The sequence below is a fragment of the Bremerella sp. TYQ1 genome, assembly GCF_020150455.1.
Lineage (GTDB): Bacteria > Planctomycetota > Planctomycetia > Pirellulales > Pirellulaceae > Bremerella > Bremerella volcania_A.
The window spans coordinates 4022543-4042502 of the sequence record NZ_CP083740.1; the positions used below are offsets into that span (position 1 = coordinate 4022543).

At 55.5% G+C, this 19960-nt stretch carries 19 protein-coding genes; 8 read left to right on the forward strand and 11 right to left on the reverse strand.

What is annotated here, in order from left to right; all coding sequences use genetic code 11:
* Window positions 1–94: 94 nt before the first annotated feature.
* On the reverse strand, window positions 95–532 hold the full coding sequence (locus tag LA756_RS16015; protein ID WP_224435728.1) for a hypothetical protein: 438 nt from the start codon (window positions 530–532) through the stop codon (window positions 95–97).
* A gap of 257 nt (window positions 533–789) precedes the next feature.
* On the opposite strand from LA756_RS16015, the gene LA756_RS16020 reads away from it, so the two are divergent.
* The 3 genes from LA756_RS16020 to LA756_RS16030 all read left to right on the forward strand — a co-directional run bounded on the left by LA756_RS16020 (window position 790) and on the right by LA756_RS16030 (window position 4132).
* Window positions 790–1578 carry a DUF3050 domain-containing protein gene (locus tag LA756_RS16020; RefSeq protein ID WP_224435729.1) on the forward strand — a complete coding sequence of 263 codons (789 nt, stop codon included), beginning with the start codon at window positions 790–792 and terminating at the stop codon, window positions 1576–1578.
* Between the two features lie 309 nt (window positions 1579–1887).
* A complete protein-coding gene (locus LA756_RS16025; RefSeq protein WP_224435730.1) occupies window positions 1888–2727 on the forward strand; it encodes an SDR family oxidoreductase in 840 nt (279 codons plus the stop codon).
* An 85-nt stretch (window positions 2728–2812) separates the two neighbouring features.
* Entirely contained in the window at window positions 2813–4132 is a 1320-nt protein-coding gene (locus LA756_RS16030; RefSeq protein ID WP_224435731.1) for a replication-associated recombination protein A, read from the forward strand.
* A gap of 115 nt (window positions 4133–4247) precedes the next feature.
* Here the strand turns inward: LA756_RS16030 and LA756_RS16035 are convergent, their stop codons facing one another.
* On the reverse strand, window positions 4248–4496 hold the full coding sequence (locus LA756_RS16035) for a hypothetical protein (protein WP_224435732.1): 249 nt from the start codon (window positions 4494–4496) through the stop codon (window positions 4248–4250).
* A gap of 103 nt (window positions 4497–4599) precedes the next feature.
* Here LA756_RS16035 and LA756_RS16040 point away from each other — a divergent pair, with 103 nt between their 5' ends.
* The 5 genes from LA756_RS16040 (at window position 4600) to LA756_RS16060 (ending at window position 9568) form a co-directional block, all read left to right on the forward strand.
* Window positions 4600–5832, forward strand: a complete 1233-nt coding sequence (locus tag LA756_RS16040; protein WP_224435733.1) for a LysM peptidoglycan-binding domain-containing protein — start codon at window positions 4600–4602, stop codon at window positions 5830–5832.
* Between the two features lie 80 nt (window positions 5833–5912).
* Window positions 5913–6707 (forward strand): hypothetical protein, encoded by a 795-nt coding sequence (locus LA756_RS16045; protein ID WP_224435734.1) that lies wholly within the window; start codon window positions 5913–5915, stop codon window positions 6705–6707.
* A 392-nt stretch (window positions 6708–7099) separates the two neighbouring features.
* Entirely contained in the window at window positions 7100–7975 is an 876-nt protein-coding gene (locus LA756_RS16050; RefSeq protein WP_224435735.1) for a hypothetical protein, read from the forward strand.
* A gap of 100 nt (window positions 7976–8075) precedes the next feature.
* On the forward strand, window positions 8076–8765 hold the full coding sequence (locus LA756_RS16055; RefSeq protein WP_224435736.1) for a hypothetical protein: 690 nt from the start codon (window positions 8076–8078) through the stop codon (window positions 8763–8765).
* 8 nt (window positions 8766–8773) lie between these two features.
* Complete coding sequence (locus LA756_RS16060; RefSeq protein WP_224435737.1) at window positions 8774–9568, forward strand: hypothetical protein; 795 nt, start codon at window positions 8774–8776, stop codon at window positions 9566–9568.
* Window positions 9569–9667: 99 nt separating this feature from the next.
* Here the strand turns inward: LA756_RS16060 and LA756_RS16065 are convergent, their stop codons facing one another.
* The 9 genes from LA756_RS16065 to pdxA form a co-directional block, all read right to left on the reverse strand.
* Window positions 9668–10483 carry an ABC transporter ATP-binding protein gene (locus LA756_RS16065; RefSeq protein ID WP_224435738.1) on the reverse strand — a complete coding sequence of 272 codons (816 nt, stop codon included), beginning with the start codon at window positions 10481–10483 and terminating at the stop codon, window positions 9668–9670.
* Window positions 10476–12248: an ABC transporter permease gene (locus LA756_RS16070; protein ID WP_224435739.1), complete on the reverse strand. Its 1773-nt coding sequence runs from the start codon at window positions 12246–12248 to the stop codon at window positions 10476–10478. Before LA756_RS16070 ends, LA756_RS16065 begins: the two co-directional genes overlap by 8 nt.
* Before the next feature lie 85 nt (window positions 12249–12333).
* On the reverse strand, window positions 12334–13842 hold the full coding sequence (gene lysS, locus LA756_RS16075; RefSeq protein WP_224440395.1) for a lysine--tRNA ligase: 1509 nt from the start codon (window positions 13840–13842) through the stop codon (window positions 12334–12336).
* A gap of 730 nt (window positions 13843–14572) precedes the next feature.
* Window positions 14573–15067 carry a hypothetical protein gene (locus LA756_RS16080; RefSeq protein ID WP_224435740.1) on the reverse strand — a complete coding sequence of 165 codons (495 nt, stop codon included), beginning with the start codon at window positions 15065–15067 and terminating at the stop codon, window positions 14573–14575.
* 743 nt (window positions 15068–15810) lie between these two features.
* The gene (locus tag LA756_RS16085) at window positions 15811–16179 is read right to left on the reverse strand and encodes a DUF4870 domain-containing protein (protein WP_224435741.1); all 369 of its coding nucleotides are present in this window, start codon (window positions 16177–16179) and stop codon (window positions 15811–15813) included.
* A 42-nt stretch (window positions 16180–16221) separates the two neighbouring features.
* Complete coding sequence (locus LA756_RS16090) at window positions 16222–16770, reverse strand: hypothetical protein (RefSeq protein ID WP_224435742.1); 549 nt, start codon at window positions 16768–16770, stop codon at window positions 16222–16224.
* A 207-nt stretch (window positions 16771–16977) separates the two neighbouring features.
* Window positions 16978–18183 (reverse strand): sorbosone dehydrogenase family protein, encoded by a 1206-nt coding sequence (locus LA756_RS16095; RefSeq protein WP_224435743.1) that lies wholly within the window; start codon window positions 18181–18183, stop codon window positions 16978–16980.
* A 186-nt stretch (window positions 18184–18369) separates the two neighbouring features.
* Entirely contained in the window at window positions 18370–18783 is a 414-nt protein-coding gene (locus LA756_RS16100; protein ID WP_224435744.1) for a hypothetical protein, read from the reverse strand.
* 99 nt (window positions 18784–18882) lie between these two features.
* Window positions 18883–19878 (reverse strand): 4-hydroxythreonine-4-phosphate dehydrogenase PdxA, encoded by a 996-nt coding sequence (pdxA, locus tag LA756_RS16105; RefSeq protein WP_224435745.1) that lies wholly within the window; start codon window positions 19876–19878, stop codon window positions 18883–18885.
* Window positions 19879–19960 lie beyond the last annotated feature (82 nt).

Consider the following 19960-nt stretch of genomic DNA (forward strand, 5'->3'; position numbering starts at 1 on the left):
GGTATCGGTGTGCCGGACTCTATTAATTGGGTTCGTCCGACACACTCGATATTAATCCATCTCAATCCAACATGAAACCTTTTCGGGCCTGGGACTACTCGGCCAGGTTCACGCCCTGCAGCATGTCGTCCAGCGATAGCACGGGCAAGTTGGCCACCAGCATGTCGTCCATTTCTTCAGGACTGCCTGCCGGAGCACCACACGAAGAGCCAGCCCCACAGCTACCTCCCTGGGATGGACAGCAGCCACCAAAGCTTGCCACAGGGGTTCCTGCCGAACAAGTCTTGGGATTCGCACCCATCGCGGCAAAAAGCGTTTCCTGGTATTGCTGCGGCAAGTATTCCGAAACTGCCACCGCCGCATCCGGCGAAACAACCGTAATGACGAGCGCCAACATGACGAGACCAGCGAATCCATAGACCGTGTTCATCGCCCAGCGTCCGGATGGATTTCGCGGGGAAGCCGCTGGTGAATTCCCATTGCCGGCATCGGTTACATCACCAGGAGTTACTGGGTTATTTGCGTTTTCCATTTTTCATGTCCTGACAAAACTGGATTAGGTGGTCACAAAACGTACGGGTAACCGACATTCTGGCGGGAACGTTCACTCGATTTCCGTAAGAACTCGTACGCTGGAGCAATCTTCGCAGACATTTCATAAGGTGTCTGTTTTTTGATCACCTTGCAACACTGAAAGAGCATTTCCGATCCGCTTCAGTTTTGTTAGCTTCATAAGCTGCATGTCCCTGCTTTCCGGGACCGCCCAACCCCACTGCCCAAAAGATACCCATGATTGTCATGCCACCCGAGGCGCAAGAGCGTCTTGACCGAATTGAAGAGGTCTTAAAGCCGCAGCGGCAGGAACTGCTCGATCATCCTGTTTACGGACGTATCGGCAATGCGGCCGCGCTGAAGGTTTTCATGCAGTACCATGTCTTTGCGGTGTGGGACTTTATGTCGCTGCTCAAAGCACTGCAGCTGAAACTGACCTGCACGACAGTTCCCTGGGTGCCGACAGAAAACAATCTCGGCCGGCGTTTGGTCAACGAAATCGTTCTGGGCGAAGAGAGCGATGAAGATGGCGAAGGGGGATTCTTAAGTCACTTCGAGCTATACCAAGCCTCGATGCAGCAAATGGGAGCCGATGGCTACCTGATCGACCGCTTCCTGCAAAAGATCGAGCAAGGCCGCGACGTTACTGCCGCATTGCACGAAGCCCAACTGCCCCGTTCCATCGTGCAATTCGTGACTAACACGTTCGACCTGATCGCCAGCGACAATTTGTGCGCGATCGCCTCAGGCTTTACTTACGGCCGCGAAGACTTGCTGCCAGGCGTGTTCCAGAAAATCGTCGACCAAGTGAATCAAGAACTTTCTGGCTCGGCGTCGAAGTTTGTCTTCTACTTAGATCGCCACATCGAGCTCGATGGCGATACGCACGGACCGATGGCCCACAGACTGCTTTCTCACTTGTGCGGCGACGACGACGAAAAGTGGCAAGCCGCCGAAGATGCTGCCGTGCGAAGCTTGGAAGCCCGGCAACTGCTGTGGAACGGCATGCTTGATGCGCTCGCGTAACTACGCCGCGAACAAGAAATAAAAAAACCCGGCGTACGTCTGTTAAGCGTCAACGTACGTCGGGCTCACACCGCGGAAAGTTGCTTAACGCTCCGTGCGGTGTCCTCGTCCTGCCGCAGATGGTTGGAGCAACCATCCAAAGGGCCCATTCGGCTGGACAATTGAAACCTAGCATGGTTTCCCAGGCGAGGCAAGAAACTTTTTACCGACTTATGCGTCCTGCTCGATTCTTATCGTAACGCTGGCCGCCGCCAGGGCATCTCAAACAGTGCCATCGGTTACCCTTACGCCTCGAAAAGGATCCTCATCATGAGTTCGCCCACGATCGCCATTAACGGAGCCAGCGGCGGAATGGGAGGCCGAATTGCTCAGCGCCTCGCCCAGCAAAACATCCCTCTGCGTTTGATCGTCCGAGATGCCAGTCGTGCGCCTGATTTACCCCACACCGAAGTCGCTGTTGCTTCGTACGAAGACCGTGCCGCAATGCTGGAAGCGCTGCGTGGAATCGATACCGTTTTCATGGTTTCTGGTTTTGAAAGTGCCGAGCGCATGCAGATGCATCGCGCGGCGGTCGATGCTTTCGATGAAGCTGGTATCGGTCGCGTGGTCTACACGTCGTTCCTCAATACGTCGCCAAATGCCACGTTTTCGTTGGCGTGGGATCACTACGAAACGGAACAATACCTAGCCGCAAAAGGGCTGCCGTTCGTCGCCCTTCGCAACAGCTTTTATCTCGATCTGCTTCCCCACTTCGTCACCGACGGAGTCATTCGTGGTCCAGGCGGAGAGGGCCGTTTTGCCCCAGTGGCTCGAGACGACATCGCCGACGTGGCCGCTGCCGTGTTGGTAGATGCCAACCTGGCATCCGGTCCGATCGACGTAACCGGTCCGGAACTTCTTACTCTGCACGACGTCGCGAAAATCTTGAGCGATGCAACGCAGCAGCCAATTTCCTATCAGCCGGAAACGATCGAGGAGGCCTACGCGAGTCGAGCCGATCTTGAAGGAAGCGACTTCGAAAAACGTGGCTGGGTGACCAGCTATCAAGCGATCGCGGAAGGCGAACTGGAAGTCGTTTCCGATACGGTCGAACGCCTGACAGGCCATCCCCCAATGAGCTTGCGTGAGTTCCTGGCCGGTTCTCGGTAAAATGGATCGGTCGTCCCCGTCCAAGCCTGCTTGCGTTAGACTGAAGGGAAAGACCATCTTCTGAAACTTTTTTCCGTCGTGAACGATGTCCCTGTTTGAACAAGCGGAAGCCAAAAATTTCGATCGAGCCAAGCCGCTGGCTGCGCGGATGCGACCTCGCAACTTGGACGAGTTCGTCGGGCAGAAACACTTTCTTGCCGAAGGCAAACTGCTTTGGCGATTGATCAAGTCGAACCGGCTGACATCGGTGCTGTTTTACGGTCCGCCTGGCTGTGGCAAAACGACCCTCGCGCAACTGCTGGCATCCGAAACGAAATGCCGCTTCCGTCAACTCAACGCCGTAACCTCTGGAGTAAAGGAACTTCGCGAAGTCCTTACCGAAGCACAAAGCGAAGTCGCGACCGGCGGACGCAAGACGCTTTTGTTCGTGGACGAAATCCATCGCTTCAACAAGTCGCAGCAAGATGCGCTTTTGCCTGATGTCGAAAACGGGATCGTCATTCTTGTCGGAGCAACGACCAGCAATCCATTCTTTGCGGTCAACAGTGCTCTGGTCAGTCGTAGCCAGATCTTTCAGTTTGAACCCCTTAGCGTGGAAGAAATCCACGAGGTGCTCACCACTGCGCTGAACGATCCGCATCGGGGCCTCGGTAAATTCGAGGTGAAACTGGACGACGACGCTGCGCACTTTCTGGGGGAAGTTTGCGACGGGGACGCCCGCCGGGCATTGAACGCTTTGGAAATCGGCGTCCTTTCTACCGATCAAAAGCCAATCCACTTCACCAAACAGTTGGCCGAAGAATCGATTCAAAAAAAGGCCGTTCAGTACGATCGCGATGGCGACACCCACTACGACACGGCCAGTGCGTTGATCAAAAGTATTCGTGGCAGCGATGTCGACGCGGCCATCTATTGGCTCGCGAAAATGCTCGAAGGGGGCGAAGACATCCGCTTTATCACGCGGCGGCTGATCATCTCGGCCAGCGAAGACATCGGCAACGCCGACCCTCACGCATTGTCACTGGCCGTTTCCTGTATGCAGGCCTGTGAAATGATCGGCCTGCCGGAATGCCAACTCACACTTTCGCAAACAGTCGCTTACCTGGCTTGTGCTCCGAAGAGCAACGCGGCGACTGTCGCGATCGGTGAAGCCAGGGCCGACATCCGCGAAGGGCGCGTCGAACCGGTTCCGACCCACCTTCGCGATTCCCACTACGGCGGGGCGAAGGACCTCGGTCACGGCGAAGGCTATCAATATGCCCACAACGCGCCTGATGGCATCGCCGCTCAAAGCTATTTAGCCATCGACCGCGAATACTACCGTCCGGTACCACGAGGCTTCGAGGCAACGCTGCAGAAACGGGTCGAAGTCTATCGCAAACGGCTTCGCGGTGAAGAGGAGTAAGCCCCCCTCTGCATCTGCATGGCGTAACCTGCCCAGCTAGCAGCCAGGGAAAACCGGCCTTTGTCCGTTTTGGCCGTTTCGTTACTATCTGGGAACGCTTGCTGGAATTGGCAAGCTATGGAAACAGCATGATCAGTGCGACGATTGTCGCGATGATGCCCAGAAAGCCGAAAAACACCCACGCATACGACTTCCCTGCCCACGGACTGGTGTCGGGAATGATCGCGTGAAGGCAAACCGGGCAAACATCCACATCGTCGAAGATTTCCGCACCACACTCGGGGCATAGCATCGTGTCGTCCTGATCTTCTTCAGGCTCGTCGTCGATCCAATCTTCGTCGTAATATTCGTCGCTGTCGTGCATGACCTTAGGATGGGTTAAGAAACGTCAGAGCACACCTCGGCATCATCATTCTTCGGCAGAAGGACTCGCCGCGGATGAGCCGAATTCGTCAAGGAGGACGAAGGTGGAAACCATTAAAACCGCTTGCATGGTCATTGTACTCATGGCCATCGGCTACGGCGTCTACACCGTCTTGAATCAGCCGGAAGAAGTTCCGCCTGAAGTGGCCGGCGCCTCGGACAACATGGAACTGACGCTGCCAGACTTCTCCGACATGGCCATGCCTGGCGGTTCCCCTGCGACATCTCCTTCGCAAACATTAGGAACGCCAGCTTCGTCAAGCGATACCGAAGCCCCTGGCTTTGCGAGCGGCCGTTTGACCGCCCCGCAGCTAGGCGAATCTGGCGACTCGGCCCCTTCGTTCAATCCCCAACCGACCGATCTCGCGGACGAATCGGACGAACCCAGCAACGTTCCTCAGTTCGATGGTGGCGGCAGCCTCCCACCGTTGGCTAGTTCTATGCCGTCGAATCCAGCCGAGCAGCAACCGACCGCCGAAGCAGCCATTCCGACTTCGGCAGACGCTTCAAGGAATCAACTTGCGTCGGTCTATAGCGGCGGCAACATGGGCGGCATGACCAATCCCATGTCCTCCGGCACCCCGCAGTCGACCGCTCAATTCGATGCCGATTGGGACGAAGCCCAAGTTTACCTTCGCCAGAACGATCTCGTCGAAGCGACGCGTCGCCTCAGCCCTTGGCGAAATCGTCCTGAACTGAATCCTTCCCAGAAAGAAAAGCTGAACCTGCTGCTCAGCCAACTCGCTGGCACCGTTGTTTATTCCACCCAACATTCGCTGGAAGAACCGTACACCGTCGGCAGCGGCGAAACACTTGCCAGCATCGCCCAGCAGTTTCAAGTCCCATCCATTTTGCTGCAGCGGATCAATGGCATCGAAGACCCTAGCAGCCTCACGCCTGGCCAGAAGCTGAAAGTCTTGCGAGGTCCATTCACCGCCAAAGTCGATCTGACGCATAACGAACTGACGCTCGAAATCGACGGCTGCTACGCCGGACGGTTCCCGATCACCATCGAAAACGGTGCCATCATTCCTGCCGGCGAACATGAAGTCTTGCGGAAGGAAGCCAGCCCGCAGTTCTACGACGACGCGACGCAGAAGATCCTCACCGCTGACGATCCCGCCAACCCCTACGGCGGCCACGCGGTCCACTTGGATGGCGGCATCGTCCTGCATGGCAGTGGCGGCCCTGGCGGTTCGATCAGCATGAGTGCTCGCGACTCGGAAGACATCTACGGCATCTTATCGATCGGCTCGAAGGTAACGGTCCGCCGATAATTTGACGCCGGACTCCATCGCGGATAGCCTACCGCTTAAGAGGTGCCGCCGCGGCATCGATTCAGGGGATGGAGGCTATCATGACCGACTCGACGGCTAAGGAAAGCAACACAACCGCCAGGCGTCCCTCGGGGGCGCTACGCTGGTCTCTCCGGGCCTTCTTCCTTCTGATCGCCATCGCCGCCGTCGGCTTCGGCTGGATCAGCTATCAGATGCGCGTCGGCCAGATGCACGAAGACGCATCGCAGCGAATCGCTCAACTCGGCGGCCATGTCAGCTGGCAGTTGGAACAGAAGGCGCCCCTCCAACCTGCTTCGCCACAAATGGCAATTGGCTCCTATAGCATGCGAAAAGGGGGCCCAGACTGGATGAAAGCACTTGGGGCGGAACCAGTCTTTCAGCGAATCAAGTTCGTTCACTTGAACTATCGCATATCGCCAGAACAGTTCGAGCAATTTCTGCAGGAAGTGAAGCAGCTCGTTGAAGTCGAAGGGGTATACATCGGTGGAAACCCAATCACCGCAGCTCAGCTGGAAGATCTGCTGACGACCGTCGAAATCGAAAAACTGGGCATCCGTGAAACGACGATCGGACGCAAGCCGCTACCGTTTCTGCGCGATACCAAGTTGACCGATCTGATCCTCGTTCGGACGCACGCATCGGACGTGCTGCTCGACGATCTCCCCGAAACGCTGAAGTACCTCAACCTGACTCGCACGCGAATTACCGACGAAGGATTGCCCAAACTGGCTCGCCTGAAGAACCTAAATACCCTGCAACTCAAGCGTACGCCGACATCCAAAGAAGCGATGGACGCTCTGGAAAAACAATTGCCGCGGTGCTTTACCAGTTGGTCGCCACTGGAAAAGAAATAGCTACAAACAGAGTTGTCAAAGAGCCGAGATCTCGGACCGCAGGGCAGCGACTTTTCGTGACTTTGCCGCTTCGTGAGAAGAGCCCTACGGGACTCGTTGCCTATTAGATGGGAAATGTGTACTCGTTACCAAAACTATTTTTCACCGTGCAAAACCCTCGGGAAAAATGGCCTGTTTACTTGCTGACAATGCGCAAGAATGTCTCACCAACCAATCACCATGGCGATTTGGGATAGCACATGTCGGGCATATCTCGCGATGTTTTCGTAGACACTTGAACAATACTTTCCTAATATTAGGCGCAAACTTGTCGCATACTTTTGAAATGCTATCTTGCTCCCCAATCCGCCTTGGCCATTCCGGCCATTTCCCCTCTCTGAAGGTGGGTAACCATGCAAGCTGAACAGACTGGCGAGTCTGGCAAACCGAAACGGACGTGGCGAGTCCGCTGGTCGTTGCGGGTCCTGATTGGAATGGTCACACTGGCCTGCGTCCTGCTGGGCTGGGGGGCGTATCGCATTCGCGTGGGGCAGCTGCATGAAGAGGTCGGGCGCGAACTCGTTATGTTAGGGCGTTCCTCCCCGGTACTTTATTCTAAGCATCACCCAAGCCTTTTTATCGTATGGCAATACGAAGTCACCGAACCGCAGAAGTTACCGATCTCCTTTAGGAACGGACTCACCTATGCCACTCCCAGCATCATTTACGTCAAGGTGAAGGGAACGCCATCGTGGATGGAGTGGACTGGCACTAGCTTGATGTTTCAGCGGATCAAAAGTATTAGCCATCGCGATGCGTTACCCGGTGATGAGTTCCAAGAAATCATCGATCAAATCACGCGGCTTGATCAGGTCGAATCGATCGAATTCGGCAGTAGCATCAACTTACAGCAGTTGACCCAAGACGATCTAGCAGCGATCCTTTCCCACGTTCGCGTTCAACAACTTTGGGCACCGCGCTGCAAGCTGAAACCAGGGCCGATTCCGCAGCTGCGAGGTTCTGGCTTACGTTCGCTCGATCTTTCGCACACTTGGTTCTCGGACGAAGCAGCCGCCGATTTACCAACAACACTCACCGATTTAAATTTGACGCGAACGGCGATCACCGACGACGGACTGACAGAGCTACGCCGTCTGAAGAATCTGAAATTCCTCCGACTCGATCGCACACCCACCAGCGAAAGAGCGATCGACCAGCTACGGCAAGATCTGCCAAACTGCGAAGTCGCCTGGGAGCCACTCGTGCAAAGTGACAAGGACAATCACTGATGCTACGATGGCGTTGCTGACGGCGATCTATATCTTTTCCACTTAGAGCGTAACATTGAAGCCTCGATTTTCCTTGCGGACGTTGAGCATTGGACTTGCGATGTTATGCGCCGCCATATTGGGCCCGCTGGCGTTGGAGGCTCGGACGGGTCGACTTCACCAATCGATCGTCGATCGCCTGAACACGGCGGAACTATCTGGCGAGATTCACGTCGAGATCAACCAGCACAATTCATGGTTGGCATTCGCAGGCCTGAAATCCGTGTTCACAAGGATCGAATGCGTAACCATTCGGAAGGCGAACCAGGAAGATATCGATCTCGTCCTCGATGAGATCACGCAATTGGGTCAGCTAGACCAAGTAACTTTCGAGCGCTGTATCGTTTCGACCGAACAACTGGAACGGCTTCTTAAGAACACTTCGATTTCCTATCTGTATGTTGGTGGTCTAGACATGCAAACCGATCGAATGCCGTTCCTTCGCGATACCAACTTGCTATTCTTGACGATACAAGACTCTCAGTTTGGCAATGCGGCCATTGATGACCTGCCGGACTCGCTTCTGCACTTCTCCGTTTCGCGTTGCCAGATCAACGATCGTGGCCTGCCAAAGCTGACACGTTTGAAGCAATTGCGAAGGTTTCATATCTGGATCGCCCCAGCCACACCGGACGGGTGTCGCAAACTTGCCGAAGAAATGCCGAACACCTTCATCGAGTTCTGCCTTGCCGAAGACTGCGCGTCGCCCAGAATTCTTCCCGCTGCGGATAGCCTCAAACCTTGGGAATAGACGGAACGATGTCCTTGCACCAGACCGAAGCGGACCAGCCTGACACCTCGAAGCGACACTCGTGGCGACTGCGTTGGTCGTTGCGGGTATTGATTGGGATAGTGACACTGACTTGCGTACTGCTGGGCTGGGGCGCGTATTACTTTCATCAGGGACAAGTTCACGAGGATGCCGCGAAGCAGTTGCAGCAGCTTGGGGCGGACATTCAGTGGAAGCTGGTCCAGATTCGCCGAACCACTTATGCTCCCTTTCCATTCCTTACTCATAAGGTGAAAGGAGGTCCGGCTTGGATGCAGGCATTGGGAGTCGAGCCGGCGTTTCAGCGAATCGACCGCGTCATCCTCAAGTCTTCCATGTCGCCGCACGATGTCGATGCGGCACTGCAGCAGATCCATCGCCTAGGTGCGGTGAAGACCGTCAGCTGCTTTCAAGTCGAGATCGATGAGTCGCAGTTCATCACGCTGCTGGAGAACGTCGAGATCGAAACGCTTTACATGGATGCCGCCCAGCTCGGCCCAGGCAATCTTCCCTATTTGCGAACGACCAACTTACGAGAACTAACCGTCGCCGGTAGTGCATTTTCAGACGCGGCGATCGACGATCTACCGCAGACGTTGGAATACTTTGATGCCACGCGGACGCGCATCACGGATCAACACCTGGCCAAGTTCGCCGAACGAAAAAATCTGCAAACACTGAAGCTGGGACAGACACGCACCAGCAAAACGGCCGTCGATAAGCTCCGCTCCCAGATGCCATGGTGTGCGATTCATTGGGAGCCGTTAGAGCAAGACGAGTCGTAGCGCCGTCGAAAATGGAACGACATCTTAGCCCTGAAAGGGCGGCATCGCCGGATATCAAGATCGTGACCCGCGACACGCGGGCCCTACAGTTGGCGGGCGTTAAACGGTTTCGACGCAGCCTTCGGCGAGGCGGACGATAGCGTCGGCTTCGTCGGCGATGCTTTGGTCGTGGGTGACCATCACGATGGTGAGGCCTTGTTCTTCGTTCAGCTTGCGGAGGATGCCGAGCACCTCTTGGCCTGTTTGACGGTCGAGGTTCCCTGTCGGTTCGTCGGCCAGCAAGACTTTAGGATCGCTAATCAGTGCGCGAGCGATGGCGGTACGCTGCATCTCGCCGCCGGAAAGTTCACGCGGTTTGTGATTCAAACGGTGTCCCAGACCGACGAGATCGAGCACATGCTTGGCCCGTTCTTTCAGTTGCTTCCGAACGGCCCAGTACTTGAAGAAACCGTGCGAGATCATCGCCGGCGTCAACACGTTTTCCAGTGTCGTCAGTTCCGGCAGCAAGTGATAGAACTGAAAGATCAGCCCAAACTGGCCGTTGCGAATGCGGTCGCGTTGCCGCGTGGAAAGGTTATCGGTGCGTTGATCCTGGAAGTAGATCTCGCCTTCGTCCGGCACATCGAGCGTACCCATCAAGTGCAGCAGCGTGCTTTTGCCGGATCCGCTTTGCCCGATGATCGACGTGATGCGGCCTTCGTTGGCGACGAAGTCGACGCCGCGGAGCACGGGAATGACGTGCTGCCCTTTGCGGTAGCTTTTGTGCAAACCGGTCGTTCGCAAGATCGGCTTGTCGACTTCGATCGGCGTATCGAACCGATCGGTGTGGACGTGCGGGCCTGGCTTTTTGGTGGCCGGGGTGACAGCCGGAGCCGTGGCAGTGGTCGTGTAGCTATCGCTCATCGTGTTACTCATAACGGAGGGCCTCTACCGGGTGCAGTCGTGCGGCGCGAATGGCCGGCAGCACGCTCGCCATCACGGCAATCAGCATTGCCCCAGTCACGACCATGACAATCGCCAGCGGTTCGATGATGGTGGGGATTTCCTGGAAGTAGTAGATCGTTGGGTCAAACACTTCGCGGCCGGTGATCATCTCGATCAGCTTGGCGATGTGGTTGATGTTCCAAACGAATAGCAGTCCGAGAATACAGCCGACGCCGGAACCGACGATGCCCAGCGACAAACCATAGCCGACAAAGATACTCATGATCCCGCCGCCGCTCGCTCCGAGCGATTTGAGGATGCCGATGTCTTTCGTCTTTTCGACGACGATCATGTAGAACGTCGCCAAGATACCGAAGCCTGCGACGCCGATGATCAGGAACAGCAGGATGTTGAGGATCGTTTTTTCCATCTGCACGGCAGCCAACAGCGGCCCTTGCATGTCTTTCCACGACTGAATGCGGAACGGATGGGTTTCGGCCGGGAACGCGGCTCGCAGATTGTTGGTAAACTGATTGAGATCCGCCCCTGGTTTCAGGCGAATTTGAATCGTCGAGATCGCACTGCCCAGTTCTGGATGGGTCATGTAGCGCAGCGACTGTAGCTTGCTGAGCGGCACGAACGCAAAGCCGGCGTCATACTCGTTCATCTTGCTTTCGTAGAAGTCGACGACGGTGAACGTTTCGCTGATTGCCTTGGGAGGGCTTTCGGCGGAAGGGAACGTCAGGCGAACGTCATCGCCTGGCACGGCGAGAAAGAAGTCTTTCACTTGCCCTTCGGCATCACGTTGACGGATGCTGGCCACGGCCATACCCAGGATGATGCCGGGGGCCTGATGCTTCATGGGATCGAAGGTGGTGCTTTCTGGCTGCTCGTAACGCTCGGCAAACGGATCGCCGTTCGCGGCCAGCGGTGCACCTTTCGCTTCGGACTGCTTGGCCATCCGCTGGGCGAGATCGGCTGGCGGCGGACCAGGCAGCGGCGGTGCGTCGGGGTCGTCCGAAAACTTCGGTGTGGCGAGATCAACAGCGTCCGCATTGAGTGGACTGTCGATTGCCGAGATGTCGTTGGGGTTGGCTCGTTCCGGCATGTGCCCGCGCTGATGCAGGATCTCGAAACGCCGCATCTCTTCTTCGATCGCTTTTTGATGAGCGATCTTTTCGCGGCGATATTCCCAGCCGGAATCGACCAAGATGGAATCTTCCGGACCTTCGTACCCATTTTCCTTCAGGTTGAAGTCGACTTGCTGCCGATTGGAAGGATGCTTGAGGTACTTCGAGAAGTCGCTGACGTTGTTGTACGTTTCGTCGTCGATACCGATGACGGTGACCTGACGCGGAAGCCACTGATCGCGGACACGCAGGTTCAGCATAGCAGGAACATGCACGGTGACCGTCATGTCCTCGATGTCGTCGCCGGCCACTTCACGGACGGCGGCCATGTGCTTCTCCCATTGGTAGAAGCCATCCAGGCTGTGACTTTCCATGACGACGTCGGAAAGAATGCCATGCAGGCGAATGTGCATCTCGTGCGAGAAACCTGACATCACGGCATTCACAACCACCATGGTGGCGACGCCCAGGGTCACACTAATGATGGACGCCAAGGCGATATAACGCGTCTTCAGGTAACGCAGACAGAGCATCAACTTGTACATTGCCAATCCTTCGGCAAACGCGGCATTTTCTTGGCAATGGGCACCAAGAGAAGCATTGGCAAGCCTTGTTCTGGGTGCCATGTCCACGTCTTCGTGGACATGTCTTTCAAGTCGCATGCTTACGCGGACGTAAGCATGGCACCCTTAGACCGGAATCTGATTCCGATCAGGTCGCTTCATGCCGCAACAGCGGGAACAAAATGATTTCGCGAATCGTCGCGCTGTTAGTTAGTAACATGACTAGGCGGTCGATGCCAATACCAAGTCCGCCAGCTGGCGGCATTCCGTTGCGCAGGGCACGCACGAAATCGGTGTCCATTTTGGCCATCGAGTCTTCCTCGTCCATCCCTTCCAGCTGCGTGCGGAACAGCTTTTCCTGCAGGTCCGGATCGTTCAACTCGGTGTAGGCGTTGGCCAGTTCCATACCTTGGATGAAGAGCTCGAAACGCTCGGCGACCGCAGGATTATCGGTCTTTCGCTTCGTTAGCGGGCAGATGCTAGCAGGATAGTCGATCACAAAAACCGGGCCGACCAGCTTGTCTTCGACCGTCTCTTCGAAGATCTCGTTGCGAAGCACGTCGGGGTGCTTGCCTTCGGTTTCCAGGCCCAGCTTCTTGGCACAAGCAATCACTTCCGATTCGTTGGTCGGATCGATGCCAGCATGTTCTGCTAGCAGATCGCTGTAGCACTTCCGCTCGAACGGTGGCGTGAAATCGATCTCGTTTTCGCCGAAGGGAACTTTGTAGCCAGAGCCAATCGCATCTAAAGCCCCGGTGATGATGTTCTCGGTCAGCTGCATCATCGTTTCGTAGTTACCGAAGGCCTGGTAGACCTCCAGCATGGTGAACTCAGGGTTGTGTCGCGGGCTGATCCCTTCATTGCGGTAAACGCGTCCCAGCTCGAAGACACGTTCCATGCCGCCGACCAACAGCCGCTTGAGATGCAGCTCGAGCGCGATACGCATGACCAGTGGCATGCCCAGCGCGTTGTGGAAGGTTTCAAAGGGACGTGCGGCGGCACCCCCGGCGATGGTGTGCAGCGTCGGGCCTTCGATTTCGTAATAGCCTTCGCCGACCAGCGTATCGCGCACCGAACGCACGATCTGCGTTCGCTGGACAAAGCGGTCGAGCACCCCTTCTCCGTAGGCGAGATCCAAATACCGCATACGTTGACGCAGTTCCGGATCGGTCAGGCCTTTGTGTTTTTCGGGCGGAGCTTCCAGCGTTTTGGTCAGGAAGTGGAGCTCTTCGACGAAGATGGTCAGTTCGCCGGTTTTGGTCTTCTTCAGTTCACCATCGACACCGATGATGTCGCCGAGATCCAAACATTGGGCGATCTCCCAGTTGCGCTCGCCGACTTGGGCCTGGCCGAGGAACAACTGGATGGTACCGCTACGGTCGGTCAAGTTGATGAAGATCAGCTTGCCGGTTGGCCGCATCAGGACGATACGTCCAGCAACGCGAACTTTCGGACCGCTGTAGATGGTTTGCTCGCGGCCCCCTTCGGTGGTCGTCTTCTCTTCGGTGATCTCCGACTCGAGTGCGCGGACGTCCGCGATGGCCTGCTTGTTGTCGAAACGCTGGCCCCAAGGATCGATGCCAAGGCTGACCAGCTTGTCCATCTTTTGACGACGTGCCGCTTCAATGGCATGGACGGCCGCGTTCTGATCTTCAATCCACGGACGGTTATCATCCGAAAGCAGCTTCGTCAGGTTCTCGGCAAACACGTCGGCGAACTTGTCGTGTTCGTCGAACAGGCAAACGCTGTTTGGTTTCAAACCTTCCGGCAGACGCAGCAAGTCGTGAATCTCGCCGGAGACTTCCTCGCGCTGCTCGCCACCGTTGTCGCGGTGTGTGCGGACGAACCATACCGACTGGTGGAACTTGTTTTGCTTCGCACTTTCCAGCACCAAATCCAACTGCTGCTGGGCTTTCTCTTCGGTGTACGGATTGAGCGACGTCTCGTCGTCGGTGCAGAGCCCGATCGTAATCGCGAGCGTGTCTTTGGCTTTCACCAACAGCTCTTCGGCAGGAACCGCGCCGGGATGCCCTTTGTCGTCGGTATCGAAGCAGTGGTCGATGATCTCGAAGGTGACGCCGAACTCAGGCTTGGCGGTCTTCTTGTTGAACTCTTTGAAGAACTTGCGGACATCGCGACACTCTTTGACGGTGTCGTTCGACCAAAGCAGAAAGACTTGATACTTGGACGGTCGATTGGTTGGCTTGGCGGACATGGCCCCTTCCGAAGTTCTGGTCGCATACACGAGCGGGAAGATCGGGGCCAGCACGCGTCTACCCACTGCGAGTAGAGGCTGTTGTTGCCGTAAAAACGGTGTAACCCCAGTTACCGCAAGATTTTACTGGGGTTACCTAAAGGGTCAATCGGTAGTCGCTTTCGCAAGTCGACTACTGGGTGATTGGACCGTTGCGTTTTGGCTTGTACTCGTAAGCTTGCAGCACGCCCATGTGCAGGCAGAGATGCTCGCAGATCAGCGAGCTTTTCGTCGCATCGTGACGCACGATTTCGAGAACCGGCGGCGAAGTGTGCTCCATGAAACCGACGTTGAGCAGCTTCTCGTTGCGATCGGCGTTCCACGACGAAGTGACGTGGTAGTTTTCGTCGGTGACAACCACGCGACAGGTCGTCTTCTTTTCAGTACTGTCGGCCGACTCGAAGACGAACAAGCGGTGCATATAGCCCCCTTCGTCCTCAAACGAGTTTTCCGAGATCAACTTGTCCCGATGCAACAAGTTCATCGTCGGGTACGACTCGGTTGCCATGAAAGTGACGTAGTTGGCCTTCTTTGCGAGCGACTCGCCAAAAGCGACGCCCAAGATGCCAGCCATGATGGCGACAGTTAAAGCCGACTTAGCAAATTGTGCTGCGGTCATCTTGCCCATCTGAGTTTCTCCTCAGTCTCTGTTCCGGTAGGTGGGTATTTAGGTGGGTAGGTTTGCTTTGAGCCGCGGTTGTTCAGGCCGCCTGCTCCGCCTCTTGCTCGATGGAAATCAAAGCTTCTCTAAACATGACTTCGTATCGATCTGTGAATGATATTCCCCCATTATCGATTTTCTTGCAATGGTTTTTCGAAGGTCTATTTTTGGCCATCTTGCTTAGGCAAGAAAGGACTCCAATAGCTGATTTCGCGGGGCAGTCTTTCGCCGTATCTGTTTAGATATGGTGAAAACTTTATTGGCAGGATTTTTCCCTTGAGGTCGTCGGGGGGTTACGGCCTTCCGCAGCGTGCCAGGTGGGATAAGCACGCAACAAGAGAGAAAAAAAGGCGACTCGGGCCGGCAGGGGCAAACGTCGGGGGAAACGGGCCAACCAGAGTCGCCAATATGGTGACTGTCGTGGGACGAAACGTGCGTCCGACGTCAGTTGCTTAGCTGACTACATTCTCGCTACAACGCCGTTGAAAGCGATGTGGCAAACCGAGAATGAAGGCAATGTTAAGGCCAGTCTAATCACAAGCGGCCTAATTACTACTCTACCAGCCAGGGGATTGAGTGCCCAATATCCCGCGTATTTTGCCGTTTATACGCACTTATGGGCGGTTCATTCTGCCTAACCCGTTGATCGACGCTCCCTGATGCGCCTTGCCGAAGGGCAATTCGTGGGGAAACGATTTCTGTTGAGACACTTATTTCAAAAACGGAATCGCCAGAGGAATGACATACTCTTCCCCTTCGTAGGCCTTGATGGCTGGCAAGATCGTGAAGATGACCTGAATAGCGAAGGTTGCCAAAGCCGTTAAAAGCCCGACATAGATGCACATTAAGATGCCGGAACCGAAGTACAGGATGATCAGGGTGATCTGAAAGTTGATGGCCTGCTTGCCGTGGAAATCGACGAAGCGCGACTTCTCTTTCATGAGCAACCATAAGATCAGCGGTCCGAGCAAACTGGTCAGGAACCCGAGAATATGGCAAAGCAGCGCCATGTTGCGGTCATCCTGCGAGACTTCGTTCGGGGGAGGATCACCGAATGTATTGGAAAAGTCGTTCGACATGAAGAAATCCTTCGTGGTTTGAATCGTGTCTTGGTGCTCAGCCTAACATGGATTGGGGGTGACTTCATCCTTCTCGCGATGTGTGCGGCGATACCGATCGACGATGACCCAAACCATGAGGATGGCCCCGCCCAGGAAACCTCCGACGTAACTTGCCGTGTGAATCCAAAGATCGATCAAAAACGCATCCTGCTTCTCGGCAGGAATGGCCGATTGAAAACCGCTGGCCAGATGAATCACGTTGTTCGCCGTGAGGAAATAGCAAGTCACGCCCGACGCCGCGGCGAGAATTCCGGTGCCGGCCATCAGCCAAAGCATTGGCTTGATCAAGTCGCGGGCCGACTTCTTCACCAGCGAGCCTGTCTGGCTGATGAATGCGAGCGGAACGCCCAGCATCGCCCCGACCCACCATGTCGCGAGAAAGCCCCACGCGAACCCAAGCAGCGTCGGGTCGTCGGTGCCGCCAAGGATCGGCTTGTGACCGATGGTGAAGTACTCGACGCAGATCCGCGCGGTGATCTGATCGTGGATCACGCCGTAGATCACGCACATCAATATCGACAGCCCGACGATCAACGGCGACTGCGTCATGCATTGCCCCTTTGCGTGCAAAAGCGAACAAGAAATGAAAACGGCCGATCGGGACGTTCCCCAAAAAAGTGGTTCGTCAGCCGTCGGCCATTCTTGGAAGTTTTTTTGTCGGGGTCACACGTTTGGTGAGCCCCCTCGCCCTAGCCCTCTCATTACAAGGGAGAGAGGACCAAAGTTCGATCGTGTAATTGGTCAGGCGAATACCGTTTACTCGGCGGGAGCGAACTCGTAGATCGAGCCGTAATCGCCGAAGATCGCACACATCAGCACTTCGCCATCTTCCGTTTCGCCAAAGCAAACGACCGGTGGATTCGAAGGTTCTTCGATGCGGTAGTTCTTACCGACCTTCTTCGTTTCGTAATCGTACTCGAGGGCCCAGACTTTTCCGGTCACGTAGTCGGCGTACAGGAACTTACCTTCCAGCTGCGGAACCTTCTTACCGCGGTAGACATAACCGCTGGTGATCGACTTACCGACATTGTGATGGTACTCGAAGATGGGGTCGATGTACTTGTCGCCAGACTTGGCGAATTCCTTCGAGAACGGATGCAGGCCTTCACGAACGTTCCAGCCGTAGTTGCCACCGTTTTCGATGATGTCGATTTCTTCCCACAAGTTTTGACCGACGTCACCGGCCCAGCATGCGCCCGTCTCGCGATCGAACGTCAAACGCCAGACGTTACGCAAGCCATAAGCGTAGATCTCAGGCTTAGCACCTTCTTTGCCAACGAAAGGGTTGTCGGCCGGGATACCGTAGTTCTTGCCGTTCTCTTTCTTATCGACGTCGATACGCAAGATCGAACCCAACCAGGTGCCGAGGTTCTGACCATTGCCAAACGGATCGTTGGCTTTCCCACCGTCGCCCAGGGCAACGTATAAGTAACCATCAGGACCGAATTCGATGCTACCGCCGTTGTGGTTCCAGAATGGCTGTTCGATCGTCAGCAACACTTCTTCGGAATCAGGATCGCCTTTGCCATCCTTGGTCTTGAAGCGCGAGACGTGCGAGACGAGTCCCTTCTTGATGGTGTAATAAACGAAGAATTCGCCGTTCTCTTTGAAGTTCGGGTGGAACGCCACACCGAGCAGGCCTTCTTCGTTTTGCTTTGGGTTGAAGCGAACTGAATCTTCGATGTCGAGGAAGACTTCGGTCTCTTCCACTTCCGGATCGTTCGGCACGACAAGGATGACGCCTTGCTGTTCGGCGAAGAACAAGCGGTTCGTTCCGTCGCCGGCGTGGGTGATTGTCACGGGACGGCGAATTCGCAAGTTGGTGAACGTCTTCTTAGGCACGACGTTCAGCACAGGATCGTTCGGAATCGGCGGGCCCTCTTCCTTCTGCTGAGCCAACACAGGAACCGCCAACAACGCCATCAGCGGAAGAACAAAAAACAAACGAAGCAAACGATTCATGGTCGAGATGCTCTCTCTCAGAAGGAAACCGGGTAGGACCAGCGGCAGGTACGTCGCCACTATTCTAGCTCGCCCTATGGCCCGATTCTACGCACCAATCTATTCTCGGTGCCCATCTCCCCCAATTTGATGTGGAAGATATTCTCGGAAAAGAAACCGGAAGATCATCAACGCACACGAAGCAGGTTACCCCTTATCGCTCGATGCGAGTTGCTTGGCCTGACGAGCGATGGCTCCCTTTTGGGCAAAGTAATTCCCCACGGCTAAGATAGGGATAAATACGACCGCATTGGTTCGCATTCCCCACGTCAGGTTGTATCGCAACAGCCGCTTGAGAAGTGTCTTGGCAGTCTCGGGATCCGCAAACACATGATGCTCTTCCTGAATCGTGCAGAAGAGAAGCCCACGATAGGTGTGGTAGACGAACGAAACATCCCCCGACTGCTGCGTCTCGTGAAGTTCCAGCCCTTCGAAACAGCGTTTCAATGGCTCGACACCGATTTGATCGATTCCCTTGGTGAAGTAGAGGTAGACACTCCATAGAAAATAAATCACGAACAACGGACCGAGCACGGTCATTACGGTCTCGAAAATGTTCATAGTCGCCTAGTGAATGCGAGAGTGGAACACTGAAATGAAATTGCCAGTACGTGAGTATAGAAGATGGCGAGAAGCCATCCTATGTCACAGTTGCCCAACTCAATGCGAAGAAAGATCGCGTGCCAAGCGGACGGCGTGGATCATGCTCGACACTTTTGCTTTGCCTTGCCAGGCGATATCGAATGCTGTTCCATGATCGACTGAGGTGCGGACGATTGAGAGGCCGAGCGTCGTGTTGACGGCGACATCGAACGCGAGGGCTTTTAGCGGGATGTGCCCTTGGTCGTGATACATGCAGATCACGCAATCGTACAGCGGACGACGTTCCGCCAGAAAAGCCGTGTCAGGCGGAACAGGGCCGTCGATTTTAATGCCTCTCGCTTTCGCTCCTTCGACGGCAGGAACGATGATTCGCTCCTCTTCACGATCGCCGAACAAGCCATGCTCGCCGGCATGCGGATTGAGCCCGCACACCAGCAGTCGTGGGTCTCGCTTGCGAATCTTCCGCATCGCTTCGACCGTCAGATCGATCACTTCATCAATTCGCTCGATCGTCAACAGCTCTGGCACATCGCGGTACCCGACGTGCGTCGTGACGAAGCTGCACGTCAGTTCTTCGCTGGTCAGCATCATGCAGCCCGACTCGCTGCCGCAGCGTTCAATAAGTATTTCGGTATGCCCAGGGTAGAAATGCTGAGCCGCGTGGAGGGCTTCTTTGTTGATTGGCCCTGTCGTGATGCCATCTGCTTTGCCAGCGAGCGCGAAGTCGATCGCTTTGGTGAAGTATTGATAGGAAGCTTCACCCCCCTCGGCGGTCACTTTGCCGTGGACGAACTGGTCGGCATCGATCGTGCCGAAGTCGACGACGGTCGCTTCCTTGAGCGCGTGCAGATCCATGCCTTCATGAAACGGCACAACGTTCTTCGGTTCAGGATAACCGCACGCATGGGCCACTTTTCGCAAGATGGCCGCGTCGCCGAAGACAATCGGTACGGTTCCCGCGTACTGATTGGGATCGACCAGCAATTGCAGACAGACCTCGGGACCGACGCCGCCGGGGTCGCCCATGGTCACAATAATTCGCGGATGCAACACGCCTTCAACTTTCTTTCTAGTGGCAAGTGAGGTGCACCTATTCTATTGTACCTTCTGATGCCATTTCGCCGAGGGAGGCGAA

Coding starts and splice junctions, on each gene's coding strand:
- LA756_RS16015 (WP_224435728.1), bottom strand. CDS start 532: ATGGAAAACGCAAATAACCCAGTAACTCCTGGTGATGTAACCGATGCC.
- LA756_RS16020 (WP_224435729.1), top strand. CDS start 790: ATGATTGTCATGCCACCCGAGGCGCAAGAGCGTCTTGACCGAATTGAA.
- LA756_RS16025 (WP_224435730.1), top strand. CDS start 1,888: ATGAGTTCGCCCACGATCGCCATTAACGGAGCCAGCGGCGGAATGGGA.
- LA756_RS16030 (WP_224435731.1), top strand. CDS start 2,813: ATGTCCCTGTTTGAACAAGCGGAAGCCAAAAATTTCGATCGAGCCAAG.
- LA756_RS16035 (WP_224435732.1), bottom strand. CDS start 4,496: ATGCACGACAGCGACGAATATTACGACGAAGATTGGATCGACGACGAG.
- LA756_RS16045 (WP_224435734.1), top strand. CDS start 5,913: ATGACCGACTCGACGGCTAAGGAAAGCAACACAACCGCCAGGCGTCCC.
- LA756_RS16050 (WP_224435735.1), top strand. CDS start 7,100: ATGCAAGCTGAACAGACTGGCGAGTCTGGCAAACCGAAACGGACGTGG.
- LA756_RS16055 (WP_224435736.1), top strand. CDS start 8,076: ATGTTATGCGCCGCCATATTGGGCCCGCTGGCGTTGGAGGCTCGGACG.
- LA756_RS16060 (WP_224435737.1), top strand. CDS start 8,774: ATGTCCTTGCACCAGACCGAAGCGGACCAGCCTGACACCTCGAAGCGA.
- LA756_RS16065 (WP_224435738.1), bottom strand. CDS start 10,483: ATGAGTAACACGATGAGCGATAGCTACACGACCACTGCCACGGCTCCG.
- LA756_RS16070 (WP_224435739.1), bottom strand. CDS start 12,248: ATGGCACCCAGAACAAGGCTTGCCAATGCTTCTCTTGGTGCCCATTGC.
- LA756_RS16080 (WP_224435740.1), bottom strand. CDS start 15,067: ATGGGCAAGATGACCGCAGCACAATTTGCTAAGTCGGCTTTAACTGTC.
- LA756_RS16085 (WP_224435741.1), bottom strand. CDS start 16,179: ATGTCGAACGACTTTTCCAATACATTCGGTGATCCTCCCCCGAACGAA.
- LA756_RS16090 (WP_224435742.1), bottom strand. CDS start 16,770: ATGACGCAGTCGCCGTTGATCGTCGGGCTGTCGATATTGATGTGCGTG.
- LA756_RS16095 (WP_224435743.1), bottom strand. CDS start 18,183: ATGAATCGTTTGCTTCGTTTGTTTTTTGTTCTTCCGCTGATGGCGTTG.
- LA756_RS16100 (WP_224435744.1), bottom strand. CDS start 18,783: ATGAACATTTTCGAGACCGTAATGACCGTGCTCGGTCCGTTGTTCGTG.